The 26555-nt window shown below is 65.2% G+C and carries 31 protein-coding genes and 1 pseudogene; 15 read left to right on the top strand and 17 right to left on the bottom strand.

The genetic code is table 11. From position 1 onward, the window contains the following. Positions 1 to 122 precede the first annotated feature (122 nt). Positions 123 to 770, bottom strand: a complete 648-nt coding sequence (locus FG95_RS16135) for a hypothetical protein (RefSeq protein ID WP_037557142.1) — start codon at positions 768 to 770, stop codon at positions 123 to 125. A gap of 77 nt (positions 771 to 847) precedes the next feature. Between FG95_RS16135 and FG95_RS16130 the strand changes: the two genes are divergently transcribed. Both FG95_RS16130 and FG95_RS16125 read left to right on the top strand, forming a co-directional pair. Continuing rightward, a complete protein-coding gene (locus FG95_RS16130) occupies positions 848 to 2440 on the top strand; it encodes a peptide chain release factor 3 (RefSeq protein WP_037557141.1) in 1593 nt (530 codons plus the stop codon). 56 nt (positions 2441 to 2496) lie between these two features. Further along, positions 2497 to 2955: a hypothetical protein gene (locus FG95_RS16125; RefSeq protein ID WP_152567682.1), complete on the top strand. Its 459-nt coding sequence runs from the start codon at positions 2497 to 2499 to the stop codon at positions 2953 to 2955. On the opposite strand, the gene dinB is transcribed toward FG95_RS16125, so the two are convergent. The 14 genes and pseudogenes from dinB to gntA all read right to left on the bottom strand — a co-directional run bounded on the left by dinB (position 2948) and on the right by gntA (position 14442). Beyond that, positions 2948 to 4060, bottom strand: coding sequence for a DNA polymerase IV (gene dinB, locus FG95_RS16120; RefSeq protein WP_052182440.1), 1113 nt, complete (start codon positions 4058 to 4060; stop codon positions 2948 to 2950). The genes FG95_RS16125 and dinB overlap by 8 nt on opposite strands. Positions 4061 to 4155: 95 nt before the next feature. Beyond that, positions 4156 to 4539, bottom strand: coding sequence for a GFA family protein (locus FG95_RS16115; protein WP_081933205.1), 384 nt, complete (start codon positions 4537 to 4539; stop codon positions 4156 to 4158). 13 nt (positions 4540 to 4552) lie between these two features. Further along, positions 4553 to 4597, bottom strand: a pseudogene (locus FG95_RS21385) (hypothetical protein); the annotation flags it as partial. Then, positions 4591 to 5403: an exodeoxyribonuclease III gene (gene xth / locus FG95_RS16110; protein WP_037557137.1), complete on the bottom strand. Its 813-nt coding sequence runs from the start codon at positions 5401 to 5403 to the stop codon at positions 4591 to 4593. The gene xth and the pseudogene FG95_RS21385, both read right to left, overlap by 7 nt. Then, positions 5400 to 5960, bottom strand: a complete 561-nt coding sequence (locus FG95_RS16105; protein WP_037557136.1) for an alpha-ketoglutarate-dependent dioxygenase AlkB — start codon at positions 5958 to 5960, stop codon at positions 5400 to 5402. Before FG95_RS16105 ends, xth begins: the two co-directional genes overlap by 4 nt. After that, the gene (locus FG95_RS16100; RefSeq protein WP_037557134.1) at positions 5957 to 6721 is read right to left on the bottom strand and encodes a DUF72 domain-containing protein; all 765 of its coding nucleotides are present in this window, start codon (positions 6719 to 6721) and stop codon (positions 5957 to 5959) included. Before FG95_RS16100 ends, FG95_RS16105 begins: the two co-directional genes overlap by 4 nt. Positions 6722 to 6841: 120 nt before the next feature. Beyond that, positions 6842 to 7132 carry a hypothetical protein gene (locus FG95_RS16095; RefSeq protein WP_037557132.1) on the bottom strand — a complete coding sequence of 97 codons (291 nt, stop codon included), beginning with the start codon at positions 7130 to 7132 and terminating at the stop codon, positions 6842 to 6844. Between the two features lie 57 nt (positions 7133 to 7189). Next, positions 7190 to 9511: a glycosyltransferase family 4 protein gene (locus FG95_RS16090; protein ID WP_081933204.1), complete on the bottom strand. Its 2322-nt coding sequence runs from the start codon at positions 9509 to 9511 to the stop codon at positions 7190 to 7192. A gap of 205 nt (positions 9512 to 9716) precedes the next feature. Next, positions 9717 to 10082, bottom strand: a complete 366-nt coding sequence (locus FG95_RS16085) for a response regulator (protein ID WP_037557131.1) — start codon at positions 10080 to 10082, stop codon at positions 9717 to 9719. Between the two features lie 10 nt (positions 10083 to 10092). Then, a complete protein-coding gene (locus tag FG95_RS16080; protein WP_052182438.1) occupies positions 10093 to 11139 on the bottom strand; it encodes a sensor histidine kinase in 1047 nt (348 codons plus the stop codon). A 65-nt stretch (positions 11140 to 11204) separates the two neighbouring features. Next, complete coding sequence (locus FG95_RS16075) at positions 11205 to 11972, bottom strand: Crp/Fnr family transcriptional regulator (protein ID WP_037557129.1); 768 nt, start codon at positions 11970 to 11972, stop codon at positions 11205 to 11207. A 171-nt stretch (positions 11973 to 12143) separates the two neighbouring features. Then, positions 12144 to 13166 (bottom strand): glycosyltransferase, encoded by a 1023-nt coding sequence (locus FG95_RS16070; protein WP_052182437.1) that lies wholly within the window; start codon positions 13164 to 13166, stop codon positions 12144 to 12146. Next, positions 13163 to 13753, bottom strand: a complete 591-nt coding sequence (locus FG95_RS16065; protein WP_037557127.1) for a DUF1989 domain-containing protein — start codon at positions 13751 to 13753, stop codon at positions 13163 to 13165. Before FG95_RS16065 ends, FG95_RS16070 begins: the two co-directional genes overlap by 4 nt. Beyond that, complete coding sequence (gene gntA / locus FG95_RS16060) at positions 13750 to 14442, bottom strand: guanitoxin biosynthesis heme-dependent pre-guanitoxin N-hydroxylase GntA (protein WP_052182436.1); 693 nt, start codon at positions 14440 to 14442, stop codon at positions 13750 to 13752. The genes FG95_RS16065 and gntA overlap by 4 nt, the downstream gene beginning before the upstream one ends. A gap of 125 nt (positions 14443 to 14567) precedes the next feature. Here gntA and FG95_RS16055 point away from each other — a divergent pair, with 125 nt between their 5' ends. Then, positions 14568 to 14855 carry a KTSC domain-containing protein gene (locus FG95_RS16055; protein WP_235211595.1) on the top strand — a complete coding sequence of 96 codons (288 nt, stop codon included), beginning with the start codon at positions 14568 to 14570 and terminating at the stop codon, positions 14853 to 14855. Here the strand turns inward: FG95_RS16055 and FG95_RS16050 are convergent. Both FG95_RS16050 and FG95_RS16045 read right to left on the bottom strand, forming a co-directional pair. Next, positions 14839 to 15720, bottom strand: coding sequence for an NAD(P)H-hydrate dehydratase (locus FG95_RS16050; RefSeq protein ID WP_037557198.1), 882 nt, complete (start codon positions 15718 to 15720; stop codon positions 14839 to 14841). The two genes, FG95_RS16055 and FG95_RS16050, sit on opposite strands and share 17 nt — an antisense overlap. Beyond that, complete coding sequence (locus FG95_RS16045; RefSeq protein WP_037557125.1) at positions 15713 to 16474, bottom strand: histidine phosphatase family protein; 762 nt, start codon at positions 16472 to 16474, stop codon at positions 15713 to 15715. The genes FG95_RS16050 and FG95_RS16045 overlap by 8 nt, the downstream gene beginning before the upstream one ends. Positions 16475 to 16781: 307 nt before the next feature. Here FG95_RS16045 and FG95_RS16040 point away from each other — a divergent pair, with 307 nt between their 5' ends. From FG95_RS16040 to FG95_RS15985, 12 genes are all read left to right on the top strand, one after another. Beyond that, positions 16782 to 17042 (top strand): hypothetical protein, encoded by a 261-nt coding sequence (locus FG95_RS16040; protein WP_152567681.1) that lies wholly within the window; start codon positions 16782 to 16784, stop codon positions 17040 to 17042. A 149-nt stretch (positions 17043 to 17191) separates the two neighbouring features. Beyond that, positions 17192 to 17950 carry an SDR family oxidoreductase gene (locus FG95_RS16035; RefSeq protein ID WP_037557121.1) on the top strand — a complete coding sequence of 253 codons (759 nt, stop codon included), beginning with the start codon at positions 17192 to 17194 and terminating at the stop codon, positions 17948 to 17950. A 142-nt stretch (positions 17951 to 18092) separates the two neighbouring features. Beyond that, positions 18093 to 18677, top strand: a complete 585-nt coding sequence (locus FG95_RS16030) for a DUF4142 domain-containing protein (RefSeq protein ID WP_052182435.1) — start codon at positions 18093 to 18095, stop codon at positions 18675 to 18677. After that, positions 18667 to 19035 carry a hypothetical protein gene (locus FG95_RS20865; RefSeq protein ID WP_037557119.1) on the top strand — a complete coding sequence of 123 codons (369 nt, stop codon included), beginning with the start codon at positions 18667 to 18669 and terminating at the stop codon, positions 19033 to 19035. The genes FG95_RS16030 and FG95_RS20865 overlap by 11 nt, the downstream gene beginning before the upstream one ends. A 174-nt stretch (positions 19036 to 19209) precedes the next feature. Then, positions 19210 to 19875: an SRPBCC family protein gene (locus FG95_RS16020; protein WP_081933202.1), complete on the top strand. Its 666-nt coding sequence runs from the start codon at positions 19210 to 19212 to the stop codon at positions 19873 to 19875. A gap of 10 nt (positions 19876 to 19885) precedes the next feature. After that, complete coding sequence (locus FG95_RS16015) at positions 19886 to 21103, top strand: zinc-dependent alcohol dehydrogenase (protein ID WP_037557117.1); 1218 nt, start codon at positions 19886 to 19888, stop codon at positions 21101 to 21103. Further along, on the top strand, positions 21096 to 21869 hold the full coding sequence (locus FG95_RS16010; RefSeq protein WP_037557115.1) for an SDR family NAD(P)-dependent oxidoreductase: 774 nt from the start codon (positions 21096 to 21098) through the stop codon (positions 21867 to 21869). Before FG95_RS16015 ends, FG95_RS16010 begins: the two co-directional genes overlap by 8 nt. 113 nt (positions 21870 to 21982) lie before the next feature. Further along, a complete protein-coding gene (locus FG95_RS16005) occupies positions 21983 to 23290 on the top strand; it encodes a glycoside hydrolase family 130 protein (RefSeq protein ID WP_037557113.1) in 1308 nt (435 codons plus the stop codon). 132 nt (positions 23291 to 23422) lie between these two features. Next, positions 23423 to 23914, top strand: coding sequence for a hemerythrin domain-containing protein (locus tag FG95_RS16000; protein WP_037557111.1), 492 nt, complete (start codon positions 23423 to 23425; stop codon positions 23912 to 23914). 2 nt (positions 23915 to 23916) lie between these two features. Continuing rightward, positions 23917 to 24420, top strand: a complete 504-nt coding sequence (locus FG95_RS15995) for a CinA family protein (protein ID WP_052182434.1) — start codon at positions 23917 to 23919, stop codon at positions 24418 to 24420. After that, on the top strand, positions 24420 to 25361 hold the full coding sequence (locus FG95_RS15990; protein WP_037557110.1) for an NAD(P)/FAD-dependent oxidoreductase: 942 nt from the start codon (positions 24420 to 24422) through the stop codon (positions 25359 to 25361). Before FG95_RS15995 ends, FG95_RS15990 begins: the two co-directional genes overlap by 1 nt. A 62-nt stretch (positions 25362 to 25423) precedes the next feature. Beyond that, positions 25424 to 26542: a glycosidase gene (locus tag FG95_RS15985; protein ID WP_037557108.1), complete on the top strand. Its 1119-nt coding sequence runs from the start codon at positions 25424 to 25426 to the stop codon at positions 26540 to 26542. The last annotated feature ends 13 nt before the right edge of the window (positions 26543 to 26555 follow it).

Raw genomic sequence — 26555 nt, 5'->3', positions numbered from 1 at the left:
GGGCAAGGGGGAAGGGGGATGATGGGTTTCGACCGGTTGCTGCCATTGAGAGAAGAAGGCCCCTCCCCTGAAGGGGAGGGGCTAAATTGCCGCAACGGCAGCTCCCCACCCAAAAGCCGACATCATTCTCCGCCCAGCCGTGCGAACCGCATATCGCCCTCGGCGCGGTGGAGCGTCAGGCCGCGCTCGGTCTTCTCCGCGCACGCGCCGTCGAAATCGACCACACCGATATCATTGGGCACGATGATCACGTGCAGCTTGCCGCCGTCGGCTTCGGTGAGCTCGTAGCGCGGCGCGATGATGCCGTAGATCGGCTCGCGCAGCTCGACCCAGCGCGGTATGCGCTTGTCGTCGTCGGGCATCGTCCAGCCATAATATTGGGTATAATCCTCGGTAGGATCGCCGCTGTCGAAGCCGATCGTGAAATCGACTCCGGGTACGCCTTCGCCGTCCGGCCAGGTGACGAGCAGCGTGGGGACGGCACCTTCGACCTCGATCAGCGGGGCCTTCTCCATCGCCGGCGGCACCGGCTTGGGATCGGTGGTGAGGCAGATGGCCTCGCCGCGGATCTCCCACCGGCCCTCGGCGCGTTCGTCGAGCGCGCCCGCAGCGAGCATATATTGAAAGCGACCGTCGTTCCGGATGAGGAGGCCGCCGCCGACATCGGGCCCTTCGGCGAGGCCATACTCGCCTACCCATGGCGATTCCTGTGCGGCGGCGGGAATGGCGGGCGCAGCGAGCAGGGCGGCGGCGAGGAGCAGGGTTCGCATGGCGCGATCATGCGTCCGCCGCGATCCCTGCGCCAGCCCCTTTCCACATCTCGCGCCACCTGCTAGGCGCCCGCGCCATGTCCAAGCACCCAGATCGCCGTACCTTCGCCATCATCTCGCATCCCGACGCGGGCAAGACGACGCTGACCGAGAAATTGCTCGTCGCGGGCGGCGCGATTCATATCGCGGGCGAGGTCAAGGCGCGCGGCGCCGCCCGGCGCGCCCGCTCCGACTGGATGAAGATCGAGCAGCAGCGCGGGATTTCGGTGACCTCGTCGGTGATGACCTTCGAACATGCGGGGCTGATCTTCAACCTGCTCGACACCCCGGGGCACGAGGATTTCAGCGAAGACACCTATCGCACGCTCACGGCGGTCGACAGCGCGGTGATGGTGATCGACGCCGCGAAGGGCATCGAACCCCAGACGCTGAAGCTGTTCGAGGTATGCCGCCTGCGTTCGGTGCCGATCATTACCTTTATCAATAAGGTCGACCGTGAGGGGCAGACGCCGTTCGAGCTGCTCGACGAGGTTGCCGACCGGCTCGCGCTCGACGTCTGCCCGATGAACTGGCCGGCGGGCATGGGGGGCCAGTTCGAGGGCATCTACGACCTCGTCGACCCGGCGCTGATGGTGCCCGGCGGCGACGCGTCGCGCATGTATGAGGGCGACCGGATCGCGGTCGAGGGTCTCGAAGACCCGCGACTTGCCGCGAAGCTCAGCGCGCCGGCGCTCGCCTTGCTCAAGGAAGAGACCGAGCTGGCATCGGCCTGCTACGCGCCCTTCGACGGTGCGGCCTACCGCAATGGCGACCTGACCCCGGTCTTTTTCGGTTCGGCGCTCAAGGAATTCGGCGTCGTCGACCTGCTCGCGGGGCTTGCGAGCCACGCGCCCGGGCCGCAGCCGCAGCCCGCCGAACCCGCGCCGGTCCGGCCCGATGACGATGCCGTCACCGGCTTCGTATTCAAGGTACAGGCCAATATGAACCCCGCGCACCGCGACCGCATCGCCTTCATGCGCCTCTGCTCGGGCAAGTTCGAGCGCGGGATGCGGCTGATGCAGGGCGGCACGGGCAAGGCGATCGCGATCAGCCGCCCGATGCTTTTCCTCGCGCAGGATCGCGAGATGGCCGAAGAGGCCTTCCCCGGCGACATCATTGGCATTCCGAACCACGGCATGCTGCGCGTCGGCGACACGCTGTCCGAACGCAGCGACATCATGATCACCGGGCTGCCGAATTTCGCGCCCGAAATCCTGCGCCGCGTCGCGCTGGTCGATCCGACCAAGACCAAGCAGCTGAGGAAAGCGCTCGACGACATGGCCGAGGAGGGGATCATCCAGGTCTTCTATCCCGAAATCGGCGCGAACATGATCGTCGGTGTCGTCGGGCAGCTGCAATTGGACGTGCTGATCAGCCGATTGGAGGCCGAATATAAGGTCGAGGCGAAGCTCGAGCAGTCGCCGTGGGACACCGCGCGCTGGATCGCGAGCGACGATGCCGCGGCGCTGAAGGCGTTCCAGGCCGACAATCGCGGCGCCGCGGCGACCGACCGCGACGGCGCGCCGGTGTTCATGGCGAAGGACGCGTGGGAGGTCGGCTATGTGACCCAGCGCAACCCGTCGATCCGCTTTACAGCGACGAAGGAGCGCGTGTTCGCCGACGCGGGTTGATCGAACCGCGCATCTGCTTCACCATGGCTGCCGGCTCGATGATTGTGGGGGTATCGATGCGCACATGGATTTTGGCGCTTGCGGCGATGGCGAGCAGCGTACCGGCGGCAGCACAGACGATTGCGATGCCGATCGACAGCGGCTTCTGGACGAACGACACCGAGAAATGCGCGACCGTTCATCACGGTTACGTCTTTGACGGCAAACGCTGGGGCGCCCTCTATTATTACGGGCCGGGCGGCAATATGGGACCGGCCGCCGAACTCGAGCCGATCACGCAAACGCGCGCGGTCGATGACGGCTTTACCCAGATGCAGTTCGGCGGCTACGACGGCGCAGGTTATTTCCGGGTGAAACCGGCGGGGACCGACCGCGCCCTCTACCGCGTCGGCGCGCCGTTCCGCGAAGAGATGCAGGTCTCCGACGAGCCGCTGATCCGCTGCGATTTCAAGACGCTGTCGCCGAAAATGCAGGCGGCGCTGCGGCGTCATGCGCCGGGGCTGGCGGTTAGATAAGGCTGAGCAGGTCGGCGGGCGGCGCGGCGCCCTCTTCGTCTTCATCCTCTTCGCCTTCGAACTTGCTCAGCGTCACGCCGAGCAAGCGGATGCCCTGTTCGGTAGGAAGCAGGGGGGCCAGGATCGCCTCGCCCGCGGCGAGCAGCGAATTGCCGTCGAGGATGGGTGCGGTGACCGATCTGGCGCGCGTGATCGTGCGGAAATCGGCGTAGCGGAGCTTGAGCGTCACCGTACGCCCGCGCGCGCCCTTCTTCGCGGCGCGGTCCCAGACGACGGTGCAGACATGCGCGAGCGCCTCGCGGATTTCGGTGTCGGTGATCAGGTCGTTGAAGAAGGTGCGCTCGCCGCCCAAGGACTTCAGCGGCCGGTTCGACTTGACGCGGCGATGGTCGATTCCGCGCGCCAGATTATAGAGCCATTCGGCGCTATTGCCGAAATTCTCGGCGAGCCACATCGGGTCTTTGGCGGCGAGATCGGCGCCCGAGAAGATGCCGAGCCCTTCCATCTTCGCCGCGGTCACCGGACCGATGCCGTGAAAGCGGCGGATCGACAGCGTCTGGACGAAGGCGGCGCCCTTGCCCGGAGGGATGATGGTGAGGCCATCGGGCTTGTTTTGGTCCGACGCGAGCTTGGCGATAAACTTGTTATAGGAAACGCCGGCGGAAGCCGTGAGGCCGGTTTCGGCGCGAATGCGCTGACGGATCAACTTCGCCGCCGCGGTCGCGCTGCCCAGCCCCGCCTTGTCAGCGCTGACGTCGAGATAGGCCTCGTCGAGCGACAGCGGCTCGACCTCGTCGGCGTAGTCGCGGAAGATCGCGCGGATCTGGTGCGAAATGTCGCGATAGACCTCGAAGCGCGGCGGCACGAAGATAAGGGCGGGACACTGGCGCTTCGCGGTGACGCTCGGCATCGCCGAGCGGACGCCGAACTTGCGCGCCTCATAGCTTGCTGCTGCGACCACCCCGCGCCGCGATGAGCCGCCGACCGCGACGGGTTTTCCACGCAAGCCCGGGTCGTCGCGCTGTTCGACCGAAGCGTAGAAGGCATCCATGTCGACATGGATGATCTTGCGGCCCACCGGCGTCGTATCGGGATCCACGGACAATCGCTTACCTCTGGGTCGAGATTAGCCGAGGATCGCGCGCAGCGCCAGCGAGAAGAAGAACAAACAGAGAATTTGCGTCGCTGCAAAATCGCCGCTCAAGCCTCGGTCTGGCCGGGCGCGAGACCGCGAGTTGTCGGACGCAGCGCAGCATATCGGGGCAGTCCGTCGATCGGAATCGCCCATTTGGGGGCCAAGTCCGCGTAAAGGTGAAAAGCCGGGGCGATCGCGTCAGGATCGTCGAGCGAGGCCGCGGCGATGTCGATTTCGCCGGGCTGATGCCGGACATGGATGGTGAGCGGCGAGCCGCAGTCGCGGCAATAGCCGCGTTCGCCGAACGGCGTCGATGCGAATTTCCCCAGACGCTCCTCGCCCTGTTCGATATGGAAGTGACGGAGTGCCGCCGTGGTGAACACCATGCCGCCCGATCCCGACACCCGACACCCGCTGGCAGATCCGGCAATGGCACCAGCCGGTGTCATAGGGTTCGGCGTCGATCCGGTAGCGGATCGTCCCGCATGCACAACTGCCCGTCAACATCGTCGCGTCCTTTCGTTTTTGCCCTTCGGCCTTTCGTCCGCCAGTTCGATCCATGCGGGCGCATGGTCGCTACTCTTTTCCCAGCCGCGCGGCCGCGTGTCGACTCCCGCCGCCTTCAGGCGTTTGGCGGCGGCCTTGTTGAGCAGCAGATGGTCGATGCGGATGCCCGCGTTGCGCTCATACGAGCGGCGCCAATAATCCCAGAAGCTGTAGATGCGCTCATCGGGATGGAGATGGCGGATCGCGTCGGTCCAGCCTTGGTCGAGGATGCCCTGAAAGGCGGCGCGGGCCTCGGGCGAAAACAGCGCGTCATCCTTCCAATTTTCGGGCTTGTAGACATCGAGGTCGGTCGGGATGACGTTATAATCACCGCACGCCACGACGGGCGCTTTCAGGTCGAACAGCGTTTCGAGATGCGTGTCGAGACGCGCCATCCATTGGAGCTTGTAATCATATTTTGGGCCCGGCCACGGGTTGCCATTGGGTAGATAGAGACCGGCGACGAGGATGCCGCCGACCGCCGCCTCGATATAGCGGCTTTGTTCGTCGCGCGGATCGCCGGGAAGGCCGCGGCGCGTTTCGTGGAGTTCGCCGATGCGGCTGAGCATCGCGACGCCGTTCCAGCGGCTCTGGCCGTGCCAGATGACGTCGTAGCCCGCGTCGCGGATCGGGGTTTCCGGAAATTTCTCTTGCGGCGCCTTGAGTTCCTGGAGGCAGACGATGTCGGGCTGCGCGAGCGCGAGCCATTTGAGCAGCACAGGCAAGCGGCCGTTGATGCCGTTCACATTATAAGTCGCGATCTTCACCGCAGGCTCCGGAAGGTGATCGACCAGCGCGCGGTTTCCATCGGCGCGATGCTATGCTCCCATTCGTGCCGGACTTCGCCCGTAAGATGATAGATCGAACGCGGCGCGAGTGGGAGCGCCGCGCGCTCGAACTTGGGGCCGGCGCGGCGGCGCAGGCGCAGCGTTGCGGGTGCGCCGAGCGACAGGCCGATCACATGGTCGAAGACCGGACGGTCGCGGTGCCAGCCGATCCCGGCGCCCGGCGCATAGGCGATGAGGAGCGCCTGGACGAGCTGTTCGCCCGCGATGCCGGCGAACTGTGCGGCCCGCTCGCGGCACCCGGTCAGCCACGCGGGGATGGGATCGGCCGGGGCGAAGCGGCCGGTGGTGAAATCATAGGTCCAGCCGAAGGAGCGCGTCCGGCGCTTGCCCGTCCACTGCTGGAAGCGGAAGGGCGCGAGGTCGGTTTGGCCGATATGGTGGATTAGGCGTTCTTCTTCCCCAAACCCGATCGCGTCCTCGGCATAGGCGAGCCCTGGCGGAAGCCAGGGGCCAAAAAGGCTCCGCTGCCCGGTCAATGCGCGGCCTCCGGCAAAATCTGGCGGATCATCGCCTTCAACGTCAGTGCGTCGTCGGTCGCGGCCGCTTCGGTATCGTTGTTGAAATAGGCCCAGACCGACCGTCCTGCGCGGGCTTGCTCCGCGATCCAGCCGGCCCAGTCCTGCAGCCGCTTTTCGGAATAGCGGCCGACATATTTGCCGGTGCCGCCGTGGAAACGGATATAGACGATGCCGCCCGAAACCCAGCGGGGCGAAGCTTTTTTGGGGAAATCATGCGTGACGAAGCCGGCGCCGAAACGGTCGAGCATGTCGAGCGTCGCGTCGATATACCAGCTGGTGTCGCGAAATTCGAAGACGTGCGACAGGTCATCGGGCAACAGCTTCAGAAAGGCTTCGAGCCGGTCGAGGTTCAGGTGCAGAGATGGAGGCAATTGATAGAGGATCGGCCCGAGCACCGGTCGCAGGTGGCGGGTCGGCGCGATCATGCGCGCGAGCGGCTCTTCACAATCCTTGAGCTTCTTCGCCTGCGTGATGAAGCGGTTGGCCTTGACAGCATAGCAGAAACCGGCGCGCGCCTGCTCGCGCCACGCGTCGAAGGTTTCGGGCTTGGGCAGGCGATAGAAGCTGTTGTTGATCTCGACCGTGTCGAATTGTTCGGCATAAAAGGCGAACCAACGTTTCGCCGGCAGGTCTTCGGGATAGAAGGCGCCGCGCCAGTCGCGATAGTTCCAGCCGGAACAGCCGATATGGACGCGGGAGAGGGACACATTCTTGGTCATGGGATCATGCAGAGCAACGCGCGGGCCGGGTCTTTGCTGCATAATCATTCCCGTCGTGGCCTCGGTATCCTTTGCCGGGGCGCCGATTTCCTATCCTGCGTCAATTTTCAGGCCATTCCATCAAACTCCGGTGGAACATCCGGACCTGTCTGGCGTCAGCTGGGGACAGTCCATGATGGAGATGTCCCATGTCGCGTCTTTCCTTGCCGATATTTCCCGCCGCCCGTCTTCAAGCTGCTTGTAGCGTTGCGCCCAGCCGGCCAGCACGACATGCAGCTTTTCCGGAACGGCGCCCTCGCGGACGAGATCGTCGTTTCGCGCATAATCGCGCGCATGGCGGACGAGGCTGGCTTCCCACCGCATGCGCTCGGCGGGCGGCGCCAGCCCGTTCAGCAGCTCGAAAAAAGGCATGGGCCTCTCCTCCGCGCGAAGCGGGTCCGCATGGCGTCCCGGGCCGTGATGTTTGCCTCAAACGGCAAGGGCCGGAGCTTTCGCTGTTCGAAGAAGCGGTGCCGTGCCGGCGACCCAAAAGGTTTCGGTCATCGCCTGATGGGCCAGATGAAAGGCAAGGATCGACTCGGCGCCGCAGTTGAGGTTGACGCCGCGCGGCGTAAGGCCGTCGAGGCAGCGTCCGCTCCGGACATCGCCGAGCGCGAGGCCGCGATCATTGTCGCCGAGAAACCAGCGCCACGCGATCTCGGCGCGCGCGCGCCAGACGGACAGACCGCTGAAGGCAAAGGCCGTCGCGCATGCGGCGATCGTCGCCCACGCCTCGATCGGTTGCTGATCGAAAGGCAGATATTCGCCCTGGCGCCCGAAACCTTCCGATCCCATCGGCCGGAAATGCCCGGCGGCCGCGGTCTGCTTGGCGCACAGCCAGTCGAGCGCGGCGAGCCCCGCCTCTTCGTGCGGAAGCGAGGGGAGGCGGCGGCCGGCGCGGATCAATGCTTCGGCCAGCCGGGCATTGTCATAGGCGAGCCCGGTCTCGAACCAGTCCCAGTCGGCGCGGCGGGCACTTTTCCAGAGTGCGGAAAGGAAAGCAGCGCCGCGCTCGACGATCGCGCGCGCCGCGGCGTTCCCGGGATCGCTTTCGAGCAGATGATCGGCGCCCAGCAGTGCGAAGGCGATGGCGCGCGGGCTCTTGAATTTCTGCGCCATCGGGGCGGCGCGCTCGAACCATCCGGCGGCCCAGCGGCGGAAATTGGCGTCGTGCGCCTTGGCCGCGCTGTGCCCGAGCGCCCACAGCGTGCGCCCGTTGCTGTCCTCTGAGCCCGCCTCTTCGAGCCAGCGGCGGTCATAACCCATGAAATTGCGAAAGCAGCCGTGCTCGGGGTTCCACGCATGCTGAACGAAGCTCGCAAAGGTCAGCATCCGCTGCTCGGCTTCGCCGCCGCCGGCGCGCAGACCGTGCACGAACATCAGCGCGCGGGCATTATCGTCGATGCAATAGCCGTGATTGCGGTCGGGCACGATCTCGATGCCGTGCTGGAGGATGCCGACGTCGTCGCACATCGCCCACAGTCCGGCGAGCGCCGGTCCGCGGCGCGTCGCTGGGACAGCCGAAGTCCGAGCGATCGTCTCTGAAATGAGCGCGGCGAAGCGGTCGGCGACGACGCTCCAAGTGGTCTGCCGGCCCCGCGCATAGGCCCGCTGTTGCAGCGCACGTCGTTCCTCGGGGACGGCGAGAAGCAGCAGCACCGCTTCGGCGATCGCGTTGCTGTCGCAGCCGGGCAGGAGGATGCCGACATCGCTCTGGAGAAGTTCGCGGGCGTGGACGAACGGCGTCGAAACGACCGCGCGGCCGAGCGCAACCGCATAAGCCAGCGTGCCCGAGGTGATCTGCTGAAGATTGGGATAGGGCGCGAGGTAGATGTCGCAAAGCTCGATCTGGTCGAGCAGGTCGCCGCTGCCGAGGAAACGGTTGTCCCACGCGATATTTCCGGTAACGCCAAGCTCCTCGGCCAGCGCTTTCAGGCTGTCGCGATACGCTTCGCCCTCGGCGGCGATCAGATTGGGATGCGTCGCGCCGACGATGCGGTAGAGGATGTCGGGATATTGGGCGACGATCGCGGGCAGCGCGCGGATGGCGGTTTCCAGTCCCTTGCCTGGCCCGATCAGCCCGAACGTCGACAATATCGGCCGGTCGCCGATCTTCAGCGTATCGCGTAGCGGCGACCGCGGGACGAACGGACGATCGGGCGTGCCATGCTCGATGACTTCGATCTGGGCGGCCTCTGCGCCATAAATGTCCATCAGCGCTCCGCGCCCGAATTCGCTCATCACGACCAGCTTCGACGCGCGAGCGACTAGCCGCGCCATCACGGCCCGCTGGTCGGCGCCGGGTTCTTCCAGCACCGTGTGAAGCGTGACGATCAGCGGCGCCGCGATCCGTTCGACGAGCTCGAGGATCATGTCGCCGGCCGGGCCGCCGAAAATGCCGAACTCGTGCTGCAACCAGACCGCGTCCGCTCCGCTTCCGTTGATGGCCTCGGCGGCGGCGCGATAGTTGGCGGCGTCCTGCTCGTCGATCGCCAGCCGCACATCGGGGTCGTCGGCGTCGCCGGCGCGGCCGCGCATCGCATAAATGTCGATGGCAAGGCCGGGCGTAGCGGTGCGAAGATGATCGAAGCTGTCGGCGGTGAACGTCGCGATGCCGCATTGGCGAGGGCGGAAGCAGCCGATCAGCGCCAGACGCCGCGCCTGAGGGGGCGTCTGGGTTTCGGCGGGAGGGGGAGGGATATCTTCTTCGGAAAGCTGGAAGAAAAACCGGTCTTCGCTGTCGTGCTTCATCGTCGATCCTTTAGTTACGTGCACGTCCGCTTGCTCGCACGGGTGCCCGCGCGGCCGGTTGGAGCCGAAAATCTGATCTTCACTTAGTCTTGCCAACGCGGACCGATGGCGCGAGTTGCCCGCCGCGCGTGTCCAGCAGCTCAAAATTCATCCAGGGTTAACCTAGGTTGCGAAATCGGCGCTCGCGCTTATTATTCAATCGAAGCTAGTCTACGACGAGCTGCCCGATTTCCCGCAGAACGGCGCCGGTGCTGAACGGTTTCGTCAGCCGAGGTACCGAACGAAAGCGTTCGGGCAGCGTGGCGCGATCGTAGCCGGTGAGGAAGAGGAAGGGCACGGCCCGATCCTCGAGCAGCTCGGCAACGGAATAGCAGTGTTCGCCGTTGAGATTGACGTCGAGCAGGGCGAGGTCGATGTGGTTTTCGCGCGCGGCTTTCATCGCCAGGACCAGATCGCAGAACGGACCCAATATCGTCGCACCCTCGGCTTCGAGCGCGCGGGCGAGATCGGCCGCGATGAAATATTCGTCCTCGACGATCAGAATATATTGTCCGACTAGCGAGCGCCCCATTGAACGACTTTCATCCCGCTGACGCCGCTCCGTCCTGCTCCCGTAGCGGTAAGGAAACAGAACAGCGCATCCCGCCGCCCAGAAATTCGACCTGGGTCTCTGCCCCTAGTCGATAGGGCAGCGCATCCATGATCAATTCCATTCCGAACCCGCGATAGGCGGGCCGAACGGGAACGGCGGGAACGCCCCGTTCGGTCCATGTAAGGTCGAGCAGGCGATCGCCGCTATAACCTATGTTGGTGGTCCAGCTTATGTTCAAATGGCCGCCCTGAACGCGAAGCGCCCCAAATTTGAGGGAATTCGTCGTGAGCTCGTGAAAGGCGAGCGCGAGCAATTCCGCCTGGACCGGGGTGAGCCCCACATCGGGGCCCTCGATCGAAAGCAGCGGGCCGTCCTGCACACCGGCGCTGAGCAATTCGTCGCGGATCAGATTCTGCAGGTCGATCGACCCCGCGGAATGCTGCGTCAGGATCACCTGCGCGCGCGCCAGCGAGTCGAGCCGTCCGCGGAAATGTTCGGCGATTTCCTCGATCGGGCGCTCGCCTTCGACGGTTCGGGAGAAGACCGACCGTACCACCGTCAATATATTGCGCGCGCGGTGCTTCAGTTCGCCCACGAGCGTCCGCAACTGCGCCTCGCTTTCGCGTAGCGCTTGCTCGGCCTTCTTGCGCACCTCGATGTCCATGCTCATGCCGGTCCAGTTGCGGATGCTTCCATCCGCGGCGCGGAGCGGCACGGCGTACAGACGGCTCCAACGATATTCGCCTCCGTCGACCTGGAGACGCGCTTCGATGTCGATGCTGGATCCGCGCGCTACGGCGGCGCGCCACTGGCGCCGGACATCGCGGCGCTGGTCGGGATGGATCGCCCCGACCCACCCATGCTCCAGAAATTCCGCCAGCGATTGACCGGTGTGGCGGCGCCAGGCGGGGCTGTCGGAAACGACGATGCCGCGCGCATCGGTCTCCCACACGGCCCGCGCGATCCCGTCGACCAGCGCCTTCGCGGCGGCGGCCGATTTGCAAGCCATGTCGCGATCGAAAGCATGTTCGGTCATGATCGCATAACCCGTTTCCAGAATAATATCGCGAACACCATGGGAGCGGGCTTTGTCGGTCGCGGCTAGGCGCCTGTCCTTGCGCCGCGATCGTGCATTACGGCATCCTGAGAGTGAAGATAGAGGTCGCTGAAGTCGGCGAGATCGCGAAGACGGTCGAGATTGCCGATGCGAATGCGCCGCCCCGACCGTGCGACGGCCCCCGCGCGCTCCAGTTCCTTCAGCGTTCGGTTGATATGCACGGGGGTGAGGCCGAGCAGGTCGGCGAGTTGTTCCTGCGTGACCGGAAGGTCGCTTTCGACCAGATTCGTGGCGCTGATCGCAAGGCGGTAATGGATTTCGCAGATGAGGTGGGCGAGCCGGGCGAGCGCGTTGCGCCGTCCGATGTTGAGCAACCATTCGCGGCCGATCGACGCTTCGACCAATATGTCGGTGACGATCGCCCGCGAGAGCGACGGACGCGCCACGATCAACCGCTCGATCTCCCGGTTGGGAACGACCGCCAGTTCGACCGGGTTGAGCGCCTGAACCGTGTGGTCGGCCTGGGTGAGAAAAAGCGACTGGAAATCTAGCGGGTCGCCCGGAAGCTTGAGCGCGACGATCTGCCGGCCGCCGTCGCCGGTCATCTTGTGCCGATAGGCGAAACCCGACAGGAGGATCGGGCAAATGTCGCATCGCTCGCCTTCGCGAATGATGAAGCCGCCCGCGTCAAAACGGCGCAGCGTGAAGGGAAGCGCGGCGATCGCATTCTGATCGTCGGTCGACAGAAGGCTGTGGCTTAAAAGCTTCCTCAGCAGGAGGTCGAGGGCGCGGGGGGCAAGTTCGGGCGGCATCACAGAATCCCGGCTCGCAGGCCGGAGGGGTTGCTTAAGGCTTCGCTGCCCGATCGATGGCTTCTCATGATGTGTCCTTCGCGCGTTACAGCCAAAGGACGCACGCGCTCGCGCGAGAGTTGCGGTGGACCGACGGGGGCGGCCGACTTTTTCGGCCGCGCTAATCCCAGATCATATTCCAGCGGCTTTCGCAGCAGACCCGGCCGCCATGATCGCCGCGACCTTCTTTCGCAGCGCTCGTTCGGACGTCGCTGCGCTCCACAGGCGGCCATTCCGGTAGCGCACTCCGCCCCGCAGGAGCCGCTGCCCGATCGCGATCCACGCCGTGACGGCGCGCTCCGCAACCCAGAGCGGCGCCCAGAGCGAAGCGGCGGGGGCGAAATATTTTCGGCCGCCACTCCTTCGCCGACCAATTTCAGCGGCCACGATCGCCGCAGCGGCCAGCGCGAATGCCAGCGGAATGCCGCAGATGACCAGCGCGGGCGCGATGGCGAGCTGCGCTGCGAAGCGCCGGGCGCGCGCCCATTCGTCATAGGCCTGACGAACGCGCTGCGAAAGAAAATGGCGGGCGTCTGGCGGACGGCGCGTGATGAACAGGCCGAGCGGCACCGCCTCTTGACCCTCCGCGGCCCTCACAGTGCGCACCAGTTCGAGATTTTCGAAAAGCACATCGCCCGAATAGCCGCCCGCGCTTCGCAGGACCGAGCGCCGGACGCCGAGCGTGCCCGGCCAGTCCCCCCCGGCGACGCGGCTGAGCAGGCTGCGCGCTGTGTCCCACTGCGCGTGCCAGGGCAGGGGATGGAAGTAGTTTTGCGGGCGCACGACGGCATGATCGTCGAGGAGGTCGAGCATCTGCTTCAGCTCAGCGCGGCGGTAGCGGACATCGTCGTCGGCAATGATGACCCGTTCGTGGGCCGCTTCATCGACGCCCGTCATCACGCCGCCGACCTTTCCGTTCGGCGTTCGCGCGGCGGGCGGGATGTGGCGGACGAAATCGCCCCATGCGCGGGCATGATCGGCAAAGACCTGCGGCGGCGAGCCGTCGACGACGATGACCTCATCGATCGTGCGTGACATGCGGGCGAGATAGCCGGCAAGAGCGCGCGCCTGCGACGTCTCGGCGGCGATCGGCAGAACATAACTGCCCGGTAGACCGGCGTCGCGAAGCGCGAAGGCGCGCGCAGCCGCGCTCATGGTTCAGCAGCCTCGATGGCGTAGTGGATCGGCTTGAACGTCCCGCCGCAACTGTCATAGGCCGAGCAGGCGGTGAGGCCGACGATCAGATCGGCGAGCGCGCGCAGCCGAATGAAATCCCCCGGCGCCGTCGTCGGCGGGTCCACCTTGATCCGGCCGTCGGCGCCGACGGGCACATTCATGAAGATATTGAACGCGGTCGGGATCGCGTCGGGCGCGATGCCATGCGGCATCAAGGCTTCGACCAGATTGCCGTGGCAGCCCCGATGAACGGGCTTTTCGGGATAGAAGTGGCGAAAGGTCGCCTCGCTGCACGGCGTCAGCAGGAAGTCGTGTACGCCCACGCTGTCCTCCACGATTTCGAGCATCGGACGCGAGCGGTTCGACCAGAGGCGATGGCCCGCGGTCAGCCGGATCGTCTCCTCATAATCGAAGGTCCGGCCGTTCGACAGCGCCTCGCACGGGTCGGCCGCCATGAAGGCGACCATGTCGCTGACCTGGCCGCCTTTGGGGTCGATGACCTTCAGAATGTCGCCGTGGCGCATGGTCAGCGCGGCACCGCTGCGCGGAGGAATTTCGACCGTCATGGGTCGGCCCTTGGATCGCGGAACGGGCATGTCCAGCCCTCTTCGACCATGCGGCCGCTATATTGCGCGGCTTCGCTCGCCTCGCCATGACGCGCGAGCATCGGATTGATGCTGCCCGCCAGTTCGAGGTCGCGGGCAAGGATGCGCTCCCGCATCCGTTCATACCGTCCTTCGGCCCGCAGCTTCTCGAACTGGTTGTGCAGATTGAAGACGAGCGCCGGCCTGTCGAAGCGGCGGGCGGGTCGCGACGCCCGCGGGTGGAGGCCGATGACGAAAAAGGCCTCGCCACCGAAACTCAGCGAAAAATGGGCGTTGTCAGGCTCCGCGCAAACGCGCGAGTCATAGGGCATCCCCTTCCAGGCATCCTTGTCCGCCAGACTCTGAATCCGGGCCCATAGCGCCTCCTCGAAGGCCAGTTCGTCGAGGCCGCCGGGTTCGCGAAAGACGACCACGAGGCTTCGCAGCCCCGTGGGGTCGGCCTTGTAGGCGCGAGCCCAGCCCAGCAGCTCGCGGTGGATCTCCAGATCATCCCATCCGCTCGTAAGATCGCGAGCCTCCACCACCCGCAACATGTCGTTCGCGAGCGCCGACTTCGCGCCCACGCAGGGGAAACCGCGATCGCCAATGAATCGCTGAAGCTGGTCGCGGAGGGAGATAGAAGATCCGGTTTCGGGTAGCGTACTGACCATAGGCGAGCGAACGCGCGCGCTTTCACAATCGCTCCGTGGCGATTTCGCGGAAACTCATGTGCATCAATATTTCGGAATGTTTTCCGCTCTCCTGGTCGTCGATGGGGCGCTCGGGGATGCGGTCGATGGTCGGAACTTCCGAAGGCGCGGGGCGCTTGTCGCACATGCAGGTCTGCCGTTTCGACACCTCCTCGATCATCGACCGCGCCGGCTATGACGATGAGACGCGTCTTTTGTGCCTGCGCTTCCTCGATACCGGCTGCTATTTCTATTTCGAAGTTCCGCGCAGCCTGTTCGACGCGCTGTGCGCGGCGGACTCGGCCGGGCAGTTTTTCAACGAACATATCAAGGGGCGCTTCCGCTTCGAACGCGACCCGGACCAAAAGCGCTTCGGCCCTAGACGCCGCGCATGAGCCCAGGCACGAGCGGAGGAAGCTCGCGCGCGAGAAAGCCGATCGGGCCCATCATCTCCGACAGGCGGCGACCCGCTTCGCCGTGCAGCCAGATGCCCCAGGCGGCGGCTTGAAGCGGCGGCAGGCCCTGCGCGCCGAGCGAGGCGATCAGCCCGGCGAGAATATCGCCCGAGCCGCTAACCGCGAGGCCGAGACCGCCCCCGGCATAGCCGAGGCGCGTATCGCCCGCCATCAGATGGCTGGTCGCGCCCTTGACCATCACCGTGCAGCCGAAGCGCTCCACGGCGACCGCAAGGGCGCTCGCGGGGTCGCGGGCGACCTCCTCGCGGTCGAGGCCGAGGAGCCCCGCCAGTTCGCCTTCGTGCGGGGTGAGCACGACATGATCGCGGCGCGCGCGAATCGCCTCGGCATGATCAGCGGCGGCGCGTAGCGCAAAGGCGTCGAGCAGCAGAAACATCTCCGGGGGCAGAGACGGTAGCATCGCCGCGAGCAACTCGCGGACGATTTGCTGGTCGATCATTGCGGGACCGAAGAGGATCGCGTCGTGGTCCGCCATTTCATCAAGGATCAACTCGGCGCTCGCGGGCGAAATCTCGCCGCCCGGCGTTTCGGGAAGCGCAAGGACCGCGCAGGCCGGAAAGGCGACGCCGATCGGAATCGCGGCGGACTCGATCGTTGCGATGGTCACCTTGCCCGCGCCGGCGCGGAACGCGGCTTCGGCGGTCAGCAACATGCCGCCGGGCACGCGCCGGCATCCGCCGATAACCAGCACGCGGCCGCGGCCATTCTTGTCGACATGGTCGTGATGACCGGGTAGCGGGTTCGCCTTCAGCCAGGCGCTGTCGAGCGGAACGGTTTCAGCCACGCGCGGCGACCATCGCATCGGGCTCGCGCGTTACCGGAACGTCGTCCTTCATCGGCGCGGTGACGTTATAGCGCGAGAGGACGAGATTGCCGTCGCGGCCCGCCTCGGGATCGAAACGATATTCAGTGATCGCGCAGTTGGCGACGTCGGCTTCGCGGTCGATCGCCAATATTTCGGATTCGTCCAGATTCTCGATGATCGTGCGCAGACACAGGACGACAACCTGATGCGCGACGATCATCACGCGCCGTCCGCCATAGTGAAGTGAAACGGTGTCGAGCAGCGAACGCAGGCGGAGGATCACGTCGCACCAGCTCTCGCCGCCCGGCGGGCGGTGGTAGAATTTGCCGAGCAGCTTGCGGAACTCGGCCTGTTCGGGATGCGCGGCCTCGATGCCGAAACGGGTCAGGCCGTCGAGGATGCCGAACTCCTTTTCGCGAAGCCGCTCGTCGATGCAGATGCGCTCATCGGCGTCGCAGCCGCCCGCGGCCCGAAAGATTCTGGCGGTCTCAACCGCGCGAACATAGGGCGAAGCGAGCATGATCTGGGGGCGACCATGCTCTTGCCCCTCTGCAAACCATTCGCCGAGCGCGCGCGCCTGTTCGCGGCCAAGATTTGACAGCGGGACATCGACGTCGCGGTGGTCGAGCGCGATGCGAAGGTCGCGCGCGGCGTCGGCCGCATCGCGGGCGACGTTGCCGGCGCTTTGTCCATGGCGGACGATCCAGAGCGTCGAGGGCCAGCGCGGGGTCATGATCCGCTAACGCAACGGGGGCGCGGCGGGTTGCTTCGACCGTGCGGGCCCGGTGCAATCGGTGCAAATATATAGGACGACATAATCAGTGACTTGCCCGCCGCCGCGGACTTTCCTTCGCGATTCATGACCTAGGTTAGGGCATTGTTCCGGAGACCATATATGATGACAATCGACATCTGCGGTTCCACCCAGATCGGCTTTCCTGGCTCCGGCACTAGCCGCAGTTTCCCGTTGTTACGGCCGGCCGATCGATGACATGCCGAGAGCCGGGTCGCACCTGCTCCCGACAATGAGGAGCAGAGCCATGCGTCCTTTTCATATGATTTTGCAGGATGCGGGCGGTGCCGAACTGCGGCGGATCGATTTCAACGCCGAGGGCCCCGATCACGCCTTCCAAATCGCCCGCAACGAGGGTGAGGGCGTTCATGTCGAACTGTGGCAGGGGGCGACCCTGCTGGCGCGGATGACCAAATCGGGCGCCAATATCTGGAAGCTGTTGCCGACCGTGGACGTGCTCGTCGGAAACGACCGGGCCGCGCCTCCGGGCGCACGCGTGGGCCTGTGAGGCCGGGACGTTTCCTAACCTGCATCAGATAATCGCGAAAAAGCCCGGCGCCGCTCGATCGGCGGGGAACTTCGCATCATTCCGGACGTCGCCGATGAGGGGGGCATAACCCCGCGTGGCGTGTGCCGGCGGGCAATAGGGAGCCCGAAATGATCGACGAACAGGATGCCCATACCGAACGGCCGAACCTCGACGGCCGCAAAGCGATCGTCACCGGCGGCACGACGGGCATCGGGCGCGCGATCGCAGTGCTTCTGGCAAGCTATGGCGTCCGCGTCTTCGTCTGCGGCCGGACGCCCGAACATCTGGACGATGCGCTCAAGCGCATCGACGAGGTCGGCGAGGGCGACGGCATCAATGTCGACCTGTCACTCGCCGAGGATGTCGACCGCTTTTTCGAAGCCGCGAGGGCCTATCTCGGCGAGATCGACATCGCGATCATCAACGCCGCGATTCCGGCCTCGGCCTTAGCCGACAGCGGCGAGAGCGAGGCGCGCTACCAGCTCGACACCGACCTCACCGCCTATCTGATCTGCGCGCAGGAAGCCGCGCGCTGCATGTCGGCCGGAAGCGACATCATCTTCATTGGATCGATGTCGGCGGTGTCGAAAGGGCCGGGCAGCTCGATCTATGTCGCGGCTAAATCGGGCATCCAAGGGTTCGTGCCGTCCTTTCGCAAGGAACTCGCCGAGCAGGACATCAAGGTCGGGCTGATCGAACCCGGATTTACCGGCGCCGATTTCCAGTATCCCGAATTTCCACCCGAAAAGCAGCGCGAACTGATCAACGCGCACAAGATGCTGCGCGCCGAGGACATCGCGGTCGCCACGCATTTCATGCTCACCCAGCCGCGCCGCACGGCGGTGTCGCTGATGCGCGTCGAGACGCGGCTGGAGCATCCGGGATGATGCGCATGGCCCCGACCGGCGCAAATACTGATCTATGTTTGCTTCCCGATAAATCCGCGCCGGGGCTGCGCCGAGCCGCGGAACTTTGGATAGGGGACCTCGTTGCTTGGTCGAGCGGGCGGGCAGGATTGGGAGACGTTCGTTGAAAAAAATCATTCTTCTGGCCGCCACCGCCATGCTTTCGGCTTGCGGCACCGGCGACACCGAGGCGCCCCCGGCCGATACCACCACGACCGACACCACGATGGCAACCCCCGCACCCGCGGTTGCGGCCGCAACGCCGACCGACGCGGCCGGCTATGTCGCCAAGGCGGGTGCGGGCGATATGTGGGAGATCGAATCCTCGAAGGCGTTGCGCGCCAAATCGCAGCGCGACGATGTGAAGGCCTTTGCGCAGATGATGATCGACAATCATGGCGAGTCGACGGCCAAGGTGAAGGCGGCGGCGGATGCCGCCTCGATCACCGTGCCGCCTCCCGCGCTCGATCCCGAACAGCAAAGGATGCTCGACGAGATCAAGGCGGCCGATGCGGCGAGTATCGATGCCGTCTATATTCGTAACCAGCAGGCGGCGCATGACGCGGCCCTCGCGCTGCATCGCGCCTATGCCACCGGCGGCGACACGCCTGGCCTGAAGGCGGCGGCCGGCGAGATCGTGCCGGTGATCGAAAAGCATATCGCCGAGCTGCAGAAGCTGGCGCAAGCGGAGCCGGACGATGCCGGGTGACGCGACCCCGCGTGGCCCGCTCGGTGATGCGCGCCCGGATGCTCAGGAGCGCCCGGCCGCGCCAACGCCGGGGTCGCTGAAACCCGAGAAGGTCGAAGACCGCGACAATGTCGGCATGGTCAGCCCCGAGGATTATCCCGAGGATCAGCGCGCCAAGCTCGATGAAGGCCAAGCGAACCGCGGCCATCGGCCGGGCAAGGGAAGCGGGCCCGTCACCGGAAGCGGTGCGGGTGCGGGCGGAAAGGGCAATCCCGAGGATTTCGATGCCGACCCGCAGGGCGGCGGCGGCCACGCGCCGACCCGCACCGACCGCGGTCCGAAGGAGGGCGCGGATGCGCCCATCGGCGGCAGCCGGTAGCGGCGTTTCGTCTCGCGCTTGGCTCGCCCTGTGCGGCCAGCGCGGAACGATCGAAGTTCGGGCACGTCGGTGACGCAATAGGGTTGGCATGATTGACGCGCCCGATCCCTAAGCGAGCGGCCCGATATGGGCGGCCATCAACGACGTCCGGCGCTCGCCGGGCGAGAGGAAGTCATGACTTATTTCAATGATCGATCGAACCCGGACCCGTTTCTGCTCGCCGCGGCGTGCGTCGGGCTGGCGGCGGCCGGAATCGGCCTCGCGCTTTGGCAGCGGCACCGGAATGCGGAAAAGTCCGCCTTTCCGACCGACGCGCCGCACTGGACGAAGGAGCGAAAGTCCGACCGCGCGCTTTTCGGCAAATCTTTGCTCGTCAACCGCCCGCGCGAAGAGCTGTTCGCCGCGTGGAATGTGAGGCGCTTCCCCGAGTTCATGGAGAATGTCGTCGCGGTCGAAGAAGCGGGCGACGGCGTTTCCAGATGGACGATCAAGGGACCCGCGGGACGCGAAGTCACGCTCGTTAACCGGATTACCGAGAAGGTGCCGGGCGAATCGATCTACTGGCAAAGCACTCCCGATTCCGACATCGCCAACAGCGGCGAGGTGCGCTTTGCCGACGCCGCCAACGGGCGGGGGACCTATGTCAGCCTGATCCTCGCCTATGAGCCGCCGGGCGGAACGCTCGGCCGTCTCGGTGCGAAATTGCTCCAGCGCGAGCCCGAGGTGCAGGCGCGGCGCGACCTCCACCGCTTCAAGCAGCTCATGGAAACGGGCGAGGTGACGAGCAACGCGTCGCCTTCGGCCCGCTCGTCCGAAAATCCTACACAGCCTCATATCTAAGGAGAAGGCCATGCGCGCCGTAACCTGGCAGGGACGCCACAAGATCAGCGTCGAAACCGTCCCAGATCCCGAAATCGTCAACCCGCGCGACGCGATCCTGCGCGTCACCTCGACCGCGATCTGCGGTTCGGACCTCCATCTCTACGACGGCTATATTCCGGGCATGCGTGCGGGCGATATCGTCGGGCACGAATTCATGGGCGAGGTTGTCGAAACCGGCGCCGGGTCGACATTGAAGAAAGGGCAACGCGTCGTCGTTCCCTTCACGATCAGCTGCGGCCAATGCTTCTTTTGCGAGCGGCAGCAATATAGCGCCTGCGACAACAGCAACCCGAGCGAGACGCGCGATGCGTCCGAACTGATGATGGGCCACGCAATGGGCGCCGCCTTCGGCTATGCGCATCTCACCGGCGGCTATGCCGGCGGACAGGCCGAATATGTGCGCGTGCCCTATTCGGACGTCGGTCCGGTCGTGATTCCCGACGGCCTGCCCGACGACGACGTCCTCTTCCTTTCCGACATTCTTCCCACCGGTTGGCAGGCGGCGGTCAACGCCGACATCGAGCCCGGCGATACGGTCGCGGTGTGGGGCTGCGGCCCGGTCGGGCTCTTCACCATCCAGTCGGCGCTGCTGCTCGGCGCCGGGCGCGTGATCGCGATCGATCATTACCCGACCCGCCTCGCACTCGCGCGCAAATATGGCGCCGAGGTGCTCGATTACACCGAGGTCAATGTGCGCGAGGCGCTCGACGAGATGACCGGCGGGATCGGGCCCGACGCCTGCATCGATTGCGTTGGCATGGAAAGCCATGGCTTCGCGCTCGACAATATGCTCGATCATGTGAAGGCGAAGCTATATCTCGGGACCGAGCGCCCGCACGCGCTGCGCCAGGCGATCCTCGCGTGCCGCAAGGGCGGGCGGCTTTCGATTCCCGGCGTCTATGGCGGCTTCGCCGACAAGTTTCCGCTCGGTCAGCTGATGGAGAAGGGCCTGACCGTGAAGAGCGGGCAGACGCATGTGCAGCGCTATACGGGCGAGCTTCTGGACATGATCCGCGACGGAAAGTTCGACACCGTCTCGCTGATTTCGCATCACGCCCCGCTCGAGGATGCCGCCGAAATGTACCGGCACTGGCACGACGAGCAGAACAGCTACACCAAGATCGTCCTCAAGCCCGGCCTTCAGAAAGGCACGATCGAGGCGGTGCAGGCGATGGAACATGCCTGAGCGCAAGCTGGCGATCGTCACTGGTGCATCGAGCGGCATGGGCCGCGAAATCGCAATGCTCGCGGCGACTGAGGGATATGATCTGGTCCTCGCCGCCGACGAACCGCTCGTCGATGCCGCCGCGGGCCTGCGCCGCAACGGCATCGAGGTCGAGGCGATCGAGGCCGACCTGTCGACCCCGACAGGTGTCGAGCGGCTGCTCGCGGCGGCGGACGGGCGCGACATCGATGTGCTCGTCGCCAATGCCGGGCACGGCCTCGGCCGTGCTTTTCTCGATCAGGATGTCGCCGCTTGGCGCCATGTGATCGACACCAACATCACCGGCACGCTGCTGCTGCTTCAAGCTGTTTTGAAGCGAATGGTCGCGCGCGGCGAGGGCAAGGTGCTGATCACCGGCTCGATCGCGGGGCATGTCGCGGGCTCGTTTCAGGCGGTCTATAACGGCAGCAAGGCCTTCGTCGACAGCTTCGCAGCCGCCATCGGCAACGAGCTCAAGGACAGCGGAGTCACCATCACCTGCCTGAAACCCGGCCCAACCGATACGCGCTTCTTCGAACGCGCGGGCATGCTCGACACCAAGGTCGGACAGGCGCCGAAGGACGATCCCGCCGACGTCGCGGTGACGGGATGGCAGGCGATGAAGGAGGGCGAGCATTCGGTCGTCCACGGCCTCAAGAACAAGGCGCAGCTGCTCGCCTCGGCGGTGCTGAGCGAAGCGGCGACCGCGGAAATGCACCGGAAACAGGCCGAGCCGGGCTCGGGCTAGCATAGCCGCCATCCCATGCTTTCAGGCCCCCGGTTGGGTTTTGGCTTGCTTATCCGCGCGCGGCAAAACATTCTGGGCTCCGGGGGGGGCAGATCAGGATTTCGCAGTCGCCCATGCTCAATTGCCGACCCGACCAAACACCGCTCCGAATCCTTGGCGAGAAGCTGACGGCGGACCCCTCGCGCGTCGTGCTGCGGCCGTTCCACCTCGCATGGCAGTCGAGGGTGTCGGAACCGTCGCGCTCGGCGCAACTCGTCCAGGATCTGTTGCGGCTCAACGAGGATCAGGCCGAACTCGAACTCGGCCTCGTCTGGAAGGATTTTTCGGAGCGGCACTGGCAGATCGGCCGCATTTTCGACGAACGCTTTGCCGAGATCGCCGAAGATCTGGGGTTGGACGCGGGCGCGATTTCGCCGATCAAGCGCCGGCTGATCGGCGCCTATTTCTGCCACGAATATAGCTATGCCGCGGCCGCACTGATGAATCCCAGCATCGTGCTGCACCCCGACCAGAGCGGGCTCGGGGGCGACGAGTTGCGCTTCGTCATGTCGATGCGCGCGGTGGGCGAGGGGCATATCAGCTCGATCGCATTCCGCGAGGGCATCGTCGGCCCCAACGGCGATTTCCGCCTCTGGCCGCAGTCGGGGCCCGCGATGGCCGCGGTCCCCGACGATCGCCATCATCTGGAGGCCTGGGATGCGGTGGCCGTTCACCGCCAGCCCGACAGCCCGATTTCGAACAGCGTGCTGTTTCCGGTCACCGAAGCGCAGCGCAACGGGCTCGAGGATCTGCGGCTGGTCCGCTTCGCGCACGACGACGGCAGCACCGAATATCTCGGCACCTATACCGCCTATTCGGGTCATTCGATCCGTTCAGAACTGCTGCGCACCAATGATTTCGCGAGCTTCTGCCTCGAACCGCTTTCGGGCCGCGCTGCGCGCAACAAGGGCATGGCGCTGTTTCCGCGAAAGGTCGGCGGCCGCTATCTGACGGTCGGGCGGCAGGACGGCAAGAATATCACCTTGCTCGCGTCCGACAGCCTGACCGATTGGGACGACGAGGGACAGCCGCTGCTGAGCCCCGCCTTTCCATGGGAATTCGTCCAGATGGGCAATTGCGGCAGCCCGATCGAGTGCGACGAGGGGTGGATATTGCTAACCCACGGCGTTGGCGCGATGCGCAAATACAGCCTCGGCGCGGCGCTGCTCGACAAGGATGACCCTTCGAAGATTTTGGGACGCACCGCTTGTCCGATCCTTTCGGCCGCCGAAAGCGATCGCGAGGGCTATGTCCCCAATGTCGTCTATACCTGCGGCGCGCTCGCGATCGGGAATGAGCTTTTCATTCCCTATGGCATATCGGACAGCGCGATCGGCTTCGCGACGACGACGGTGCCCGACCTGCTCCGGTTGATGGTTTAGCGGGGGCACATCGCCCTAATATTGCCGCAAGTTATAAAAGCCGATGGAAAAGCTTTACCGGGCTTCGATTTCGGCAACTTCCCGAAACGGCGGCGCGTTGAACGGCGGGGGCTGTTTCGACAGGAGACCATCATGCCGCAAGATACCGACGCCACTCATATTCTCGCCGCCGACCATCGCTCGGTCGAAGCCTTGTTCGAGGAATTCGAGAAAGCCAGCGGCGCCGATCGCAAGGCGAAGATCGCCGAGCAAATCTGCACCGAACTCAAGATCCACGCGCAGATCGAGGAAGAGGTCTTCTATCCGGCGCTGAAGGGCAAGGTCGACGACGATCTTCTGAAGGAAGCCTATGTCGAACATGACGGTGCGAAGGTGCTGATCAACGACATTCTGGCGTCGGGGCCCACTGACGAATATTTCGAAGCCAAGGTCACGGTGCTGTCCGAAGAGATCAAGCACCATGTGAAGGAAGAGGAAAAGCAGCACGACAATATGTTCCAGCAGGCGCGCGCGGCCGAGGTCGATCTCGACGCGCTCGGCGAACAATTGCTCGCGCGCAAGGAGGAACTGAAGCGCCAGGCCGAAACGGCGGGGCTGCCGCCCGCCGCGCTCGTGACGATGTAGCCATGAGTTCCGATCCCATCGGCGCGCGCCTTGCAGAACTGGCCGGGCGCGTTGCCGACGGCGATATTCGTTTCGCGACGGCGGAAAGCTGCACCGGCGGCCAGCTTGCTGCGGCGCTCGCCGGCCACAGTGCGCTCGGATCGCATCTAGAGCGCGGCTACGTCGTTTATTCGGTCGACGCCAAGTGCGAGATGCTCGGTATATCGCGCGCCTTGGCCGAACGGTCGCAGGGCGTTGGCACCAGTGTGACGGCGGCGCTGGCCGAGGCCGCGCTCGACAAGAGCCGCGCCGACGTCGCGATCGCGATCACCGGCTTTTGCGGCCCGCAGGAGGACGACGAGGAAGTCGGCCTCGTCCATCTCGCCTGCGCGGTACATGGGCGAGGGATCCTCAGCCGCACATGCCATTTCGGCGAGATCGGCCGCCGTGCCGTGCTCGACGTCGCGGTCGCCGAGGCGCTGACGATGCTGTGTGAAGCGGTGCCGAACGCGACTGTCGCCGACTGATGGATGAGTCGCCCGTCGATGCGTTGGTGATCGGCGCTGGACCCGCGGGCTTGACCGCCGCCCTGTATCTGACCCGGTTCAAGCGGCGGGTCCGCGTCGTCCATGACGGGACGGCACGCGCTTTGTGGGTGCCGCGCACGCGCAATGTCCCGGGCTTTCCCGACGGTATCGTCGGCAAGAAACTGATCGAGCGGATGACTGACCATGCGCTCCGCTATGGCGCCGAGATCGTCTTCGGCCGCGTCGCGGCGCTCGAGCGCGCGACGGGTCATTATCGCGCGACGCTTGAAGACGGCGCGGCCATCGCCGCCCGCGGCGTGATTCTGGCCACCGGCGTCGATACCAATCTCGCCCGGCTCGACGAGGGCGATCACATGACGGCGGTGCGTGATGGTGTGCTGCGCTATTGCCCGATCTGCGACGGTTTCGAGCATCGGGACGAGCGGATCGCGGTGCTCGGATCGGACCTCCACGGCGCCGCCGAAGCGATGTTCCTGCGGCAATTTTCGCGGCATGTGACGCTGATCCCGAAATGGCGGGTGGCGCTCAGCGACGCGCAACGCGAGGAGCTTGCTCAAAGCGACGTGATCGTTCTGGAGAGGCACGTCGAACGGCTCGTCGCCCACAGCCGCGATATCGCCGTCCAGATGCGCGGTGAGCCGGTCGCGCGCCGCTTCGATATTCTCTATCCGGCCTTTGGATCGCGCCCGCGCAACGAACTGGCAGCAGCCCTCGGCCTCTTGGCGGACGACGCGGACGCCGGGTGCATGCCCTTCCATGCCTTTTCCGACGGGCTTCTTCCCGGCCTTTATGCCGCCGGCGATGTCGTCGCCGGGCTTGACCAGATCAGCGTCGCGATGGGACAGGGCGCGATGGCGGCGACGCGGCTTCACAACTGGCTGCGCGAAGCCGAAGGCCATCTGATGGCGGATCAGGACTGAAGCCGGGAACATTGCCGCGGTTCGGGGCTTGATTCCGCATCGGTCCAGCCGAGGAGAAGGTCATGGATTTCGCAGTCGACCGGCTGGTGTTCGGTCCCGACGACGTCGATCTGTCGCGGTCGCCGCTCGCCGGCCATCTCGATGCCGAAACCTTCGTCCTCGGCGCCTTCAATCCGGGATTGGCGCGCCTGCCGAGCGGCAATCTGCTGATGCTCGTGCGCGTCGCGGAAGCGCTTCGCGAGCCGGTGGCGGACGGCCATGTCCACAGCATCCGCTGGGACGAGGGACGCTATGTCCGCGATGCCTGGCCGCTCGAATTGTGCGATACCGCCGACCCCCGCAAGTTCCTCGTACACGGCGGCAGCTGGCAGGTCATGGCGCTGACCTCGCTTTCCTGGCTGCTGCCGATCGAGCTGACTCCCGACGGGCTGGAGCTGGTCGCGGTGCATTATGACCGCGCCGTCGCGCCGCACGCTTCCTTTCAATGCTATGGCGTCGAGGATGCGCGGATCAGCCGGGTCGAAGACCGCTGGCTGATGACGAGCTGCTCGGTCAGCCCCGAGCGTCATTCGACGACGCTCTACAGATCCGACGACGGCCTCCGCTGGCGCTTCGAGGACATCGTGCTCGATCATCAGAACAAGGATATGCTGATCTTCGAAGGAAAGATCGCCGGCCATTATTGGGCGCAGACGCGGCCGCTCGGCGCGCTCTATTTCACCTATCCGCCGGGGAGCCAATGGCGCGCGGGTCCGTCAATCAATCTCGCTTCCTCGCCCGACACGCTGCATTGGAAGCCGCGGCGCGAGCCGGGGCTGCGACCGCATGCCGACACCGTCGCGACCGCAAGGATGGGCGGTGGAACCCCGCCGATCCTGACCGAGCGCGGCTGGCTGACCTTATGGCACGGCGTCGAGCCGAAGGAGATCGTCGGCATCTATCGCACTTATTGGTCGCTGCTCGATCCCGACGACCCGTCGCGCTGTCTCTACAGCGCGCATCAGCCGCTGCTCGAGGCAAACCCCGATCTCACGCGGTCGCTCGAAGATAAGATGTATGTGCGCGACGTCGTCTTCACGACCGGCATCGCCGACGCGGGCGACTATTTTATCGTCGCGTCGGGCGAGGCTGACCTAGCCTGCCGCATCACCCATATCCCCAAGTCGTATTTTGGTCTTTGAGACAAGAGGGCAA

The organism is Sphingopyxis sp. LC363 (assembly GCF_000756385.1).
Lineage (GTDB): Bacteria > Pseudomonadota > Alphaproteobacteria > Sphingomonadales > Sphingomonadaceae > Sphingopyxis.
This window is presented reverse-complemented; position numbering and strand designations above follow the sequence as displayed.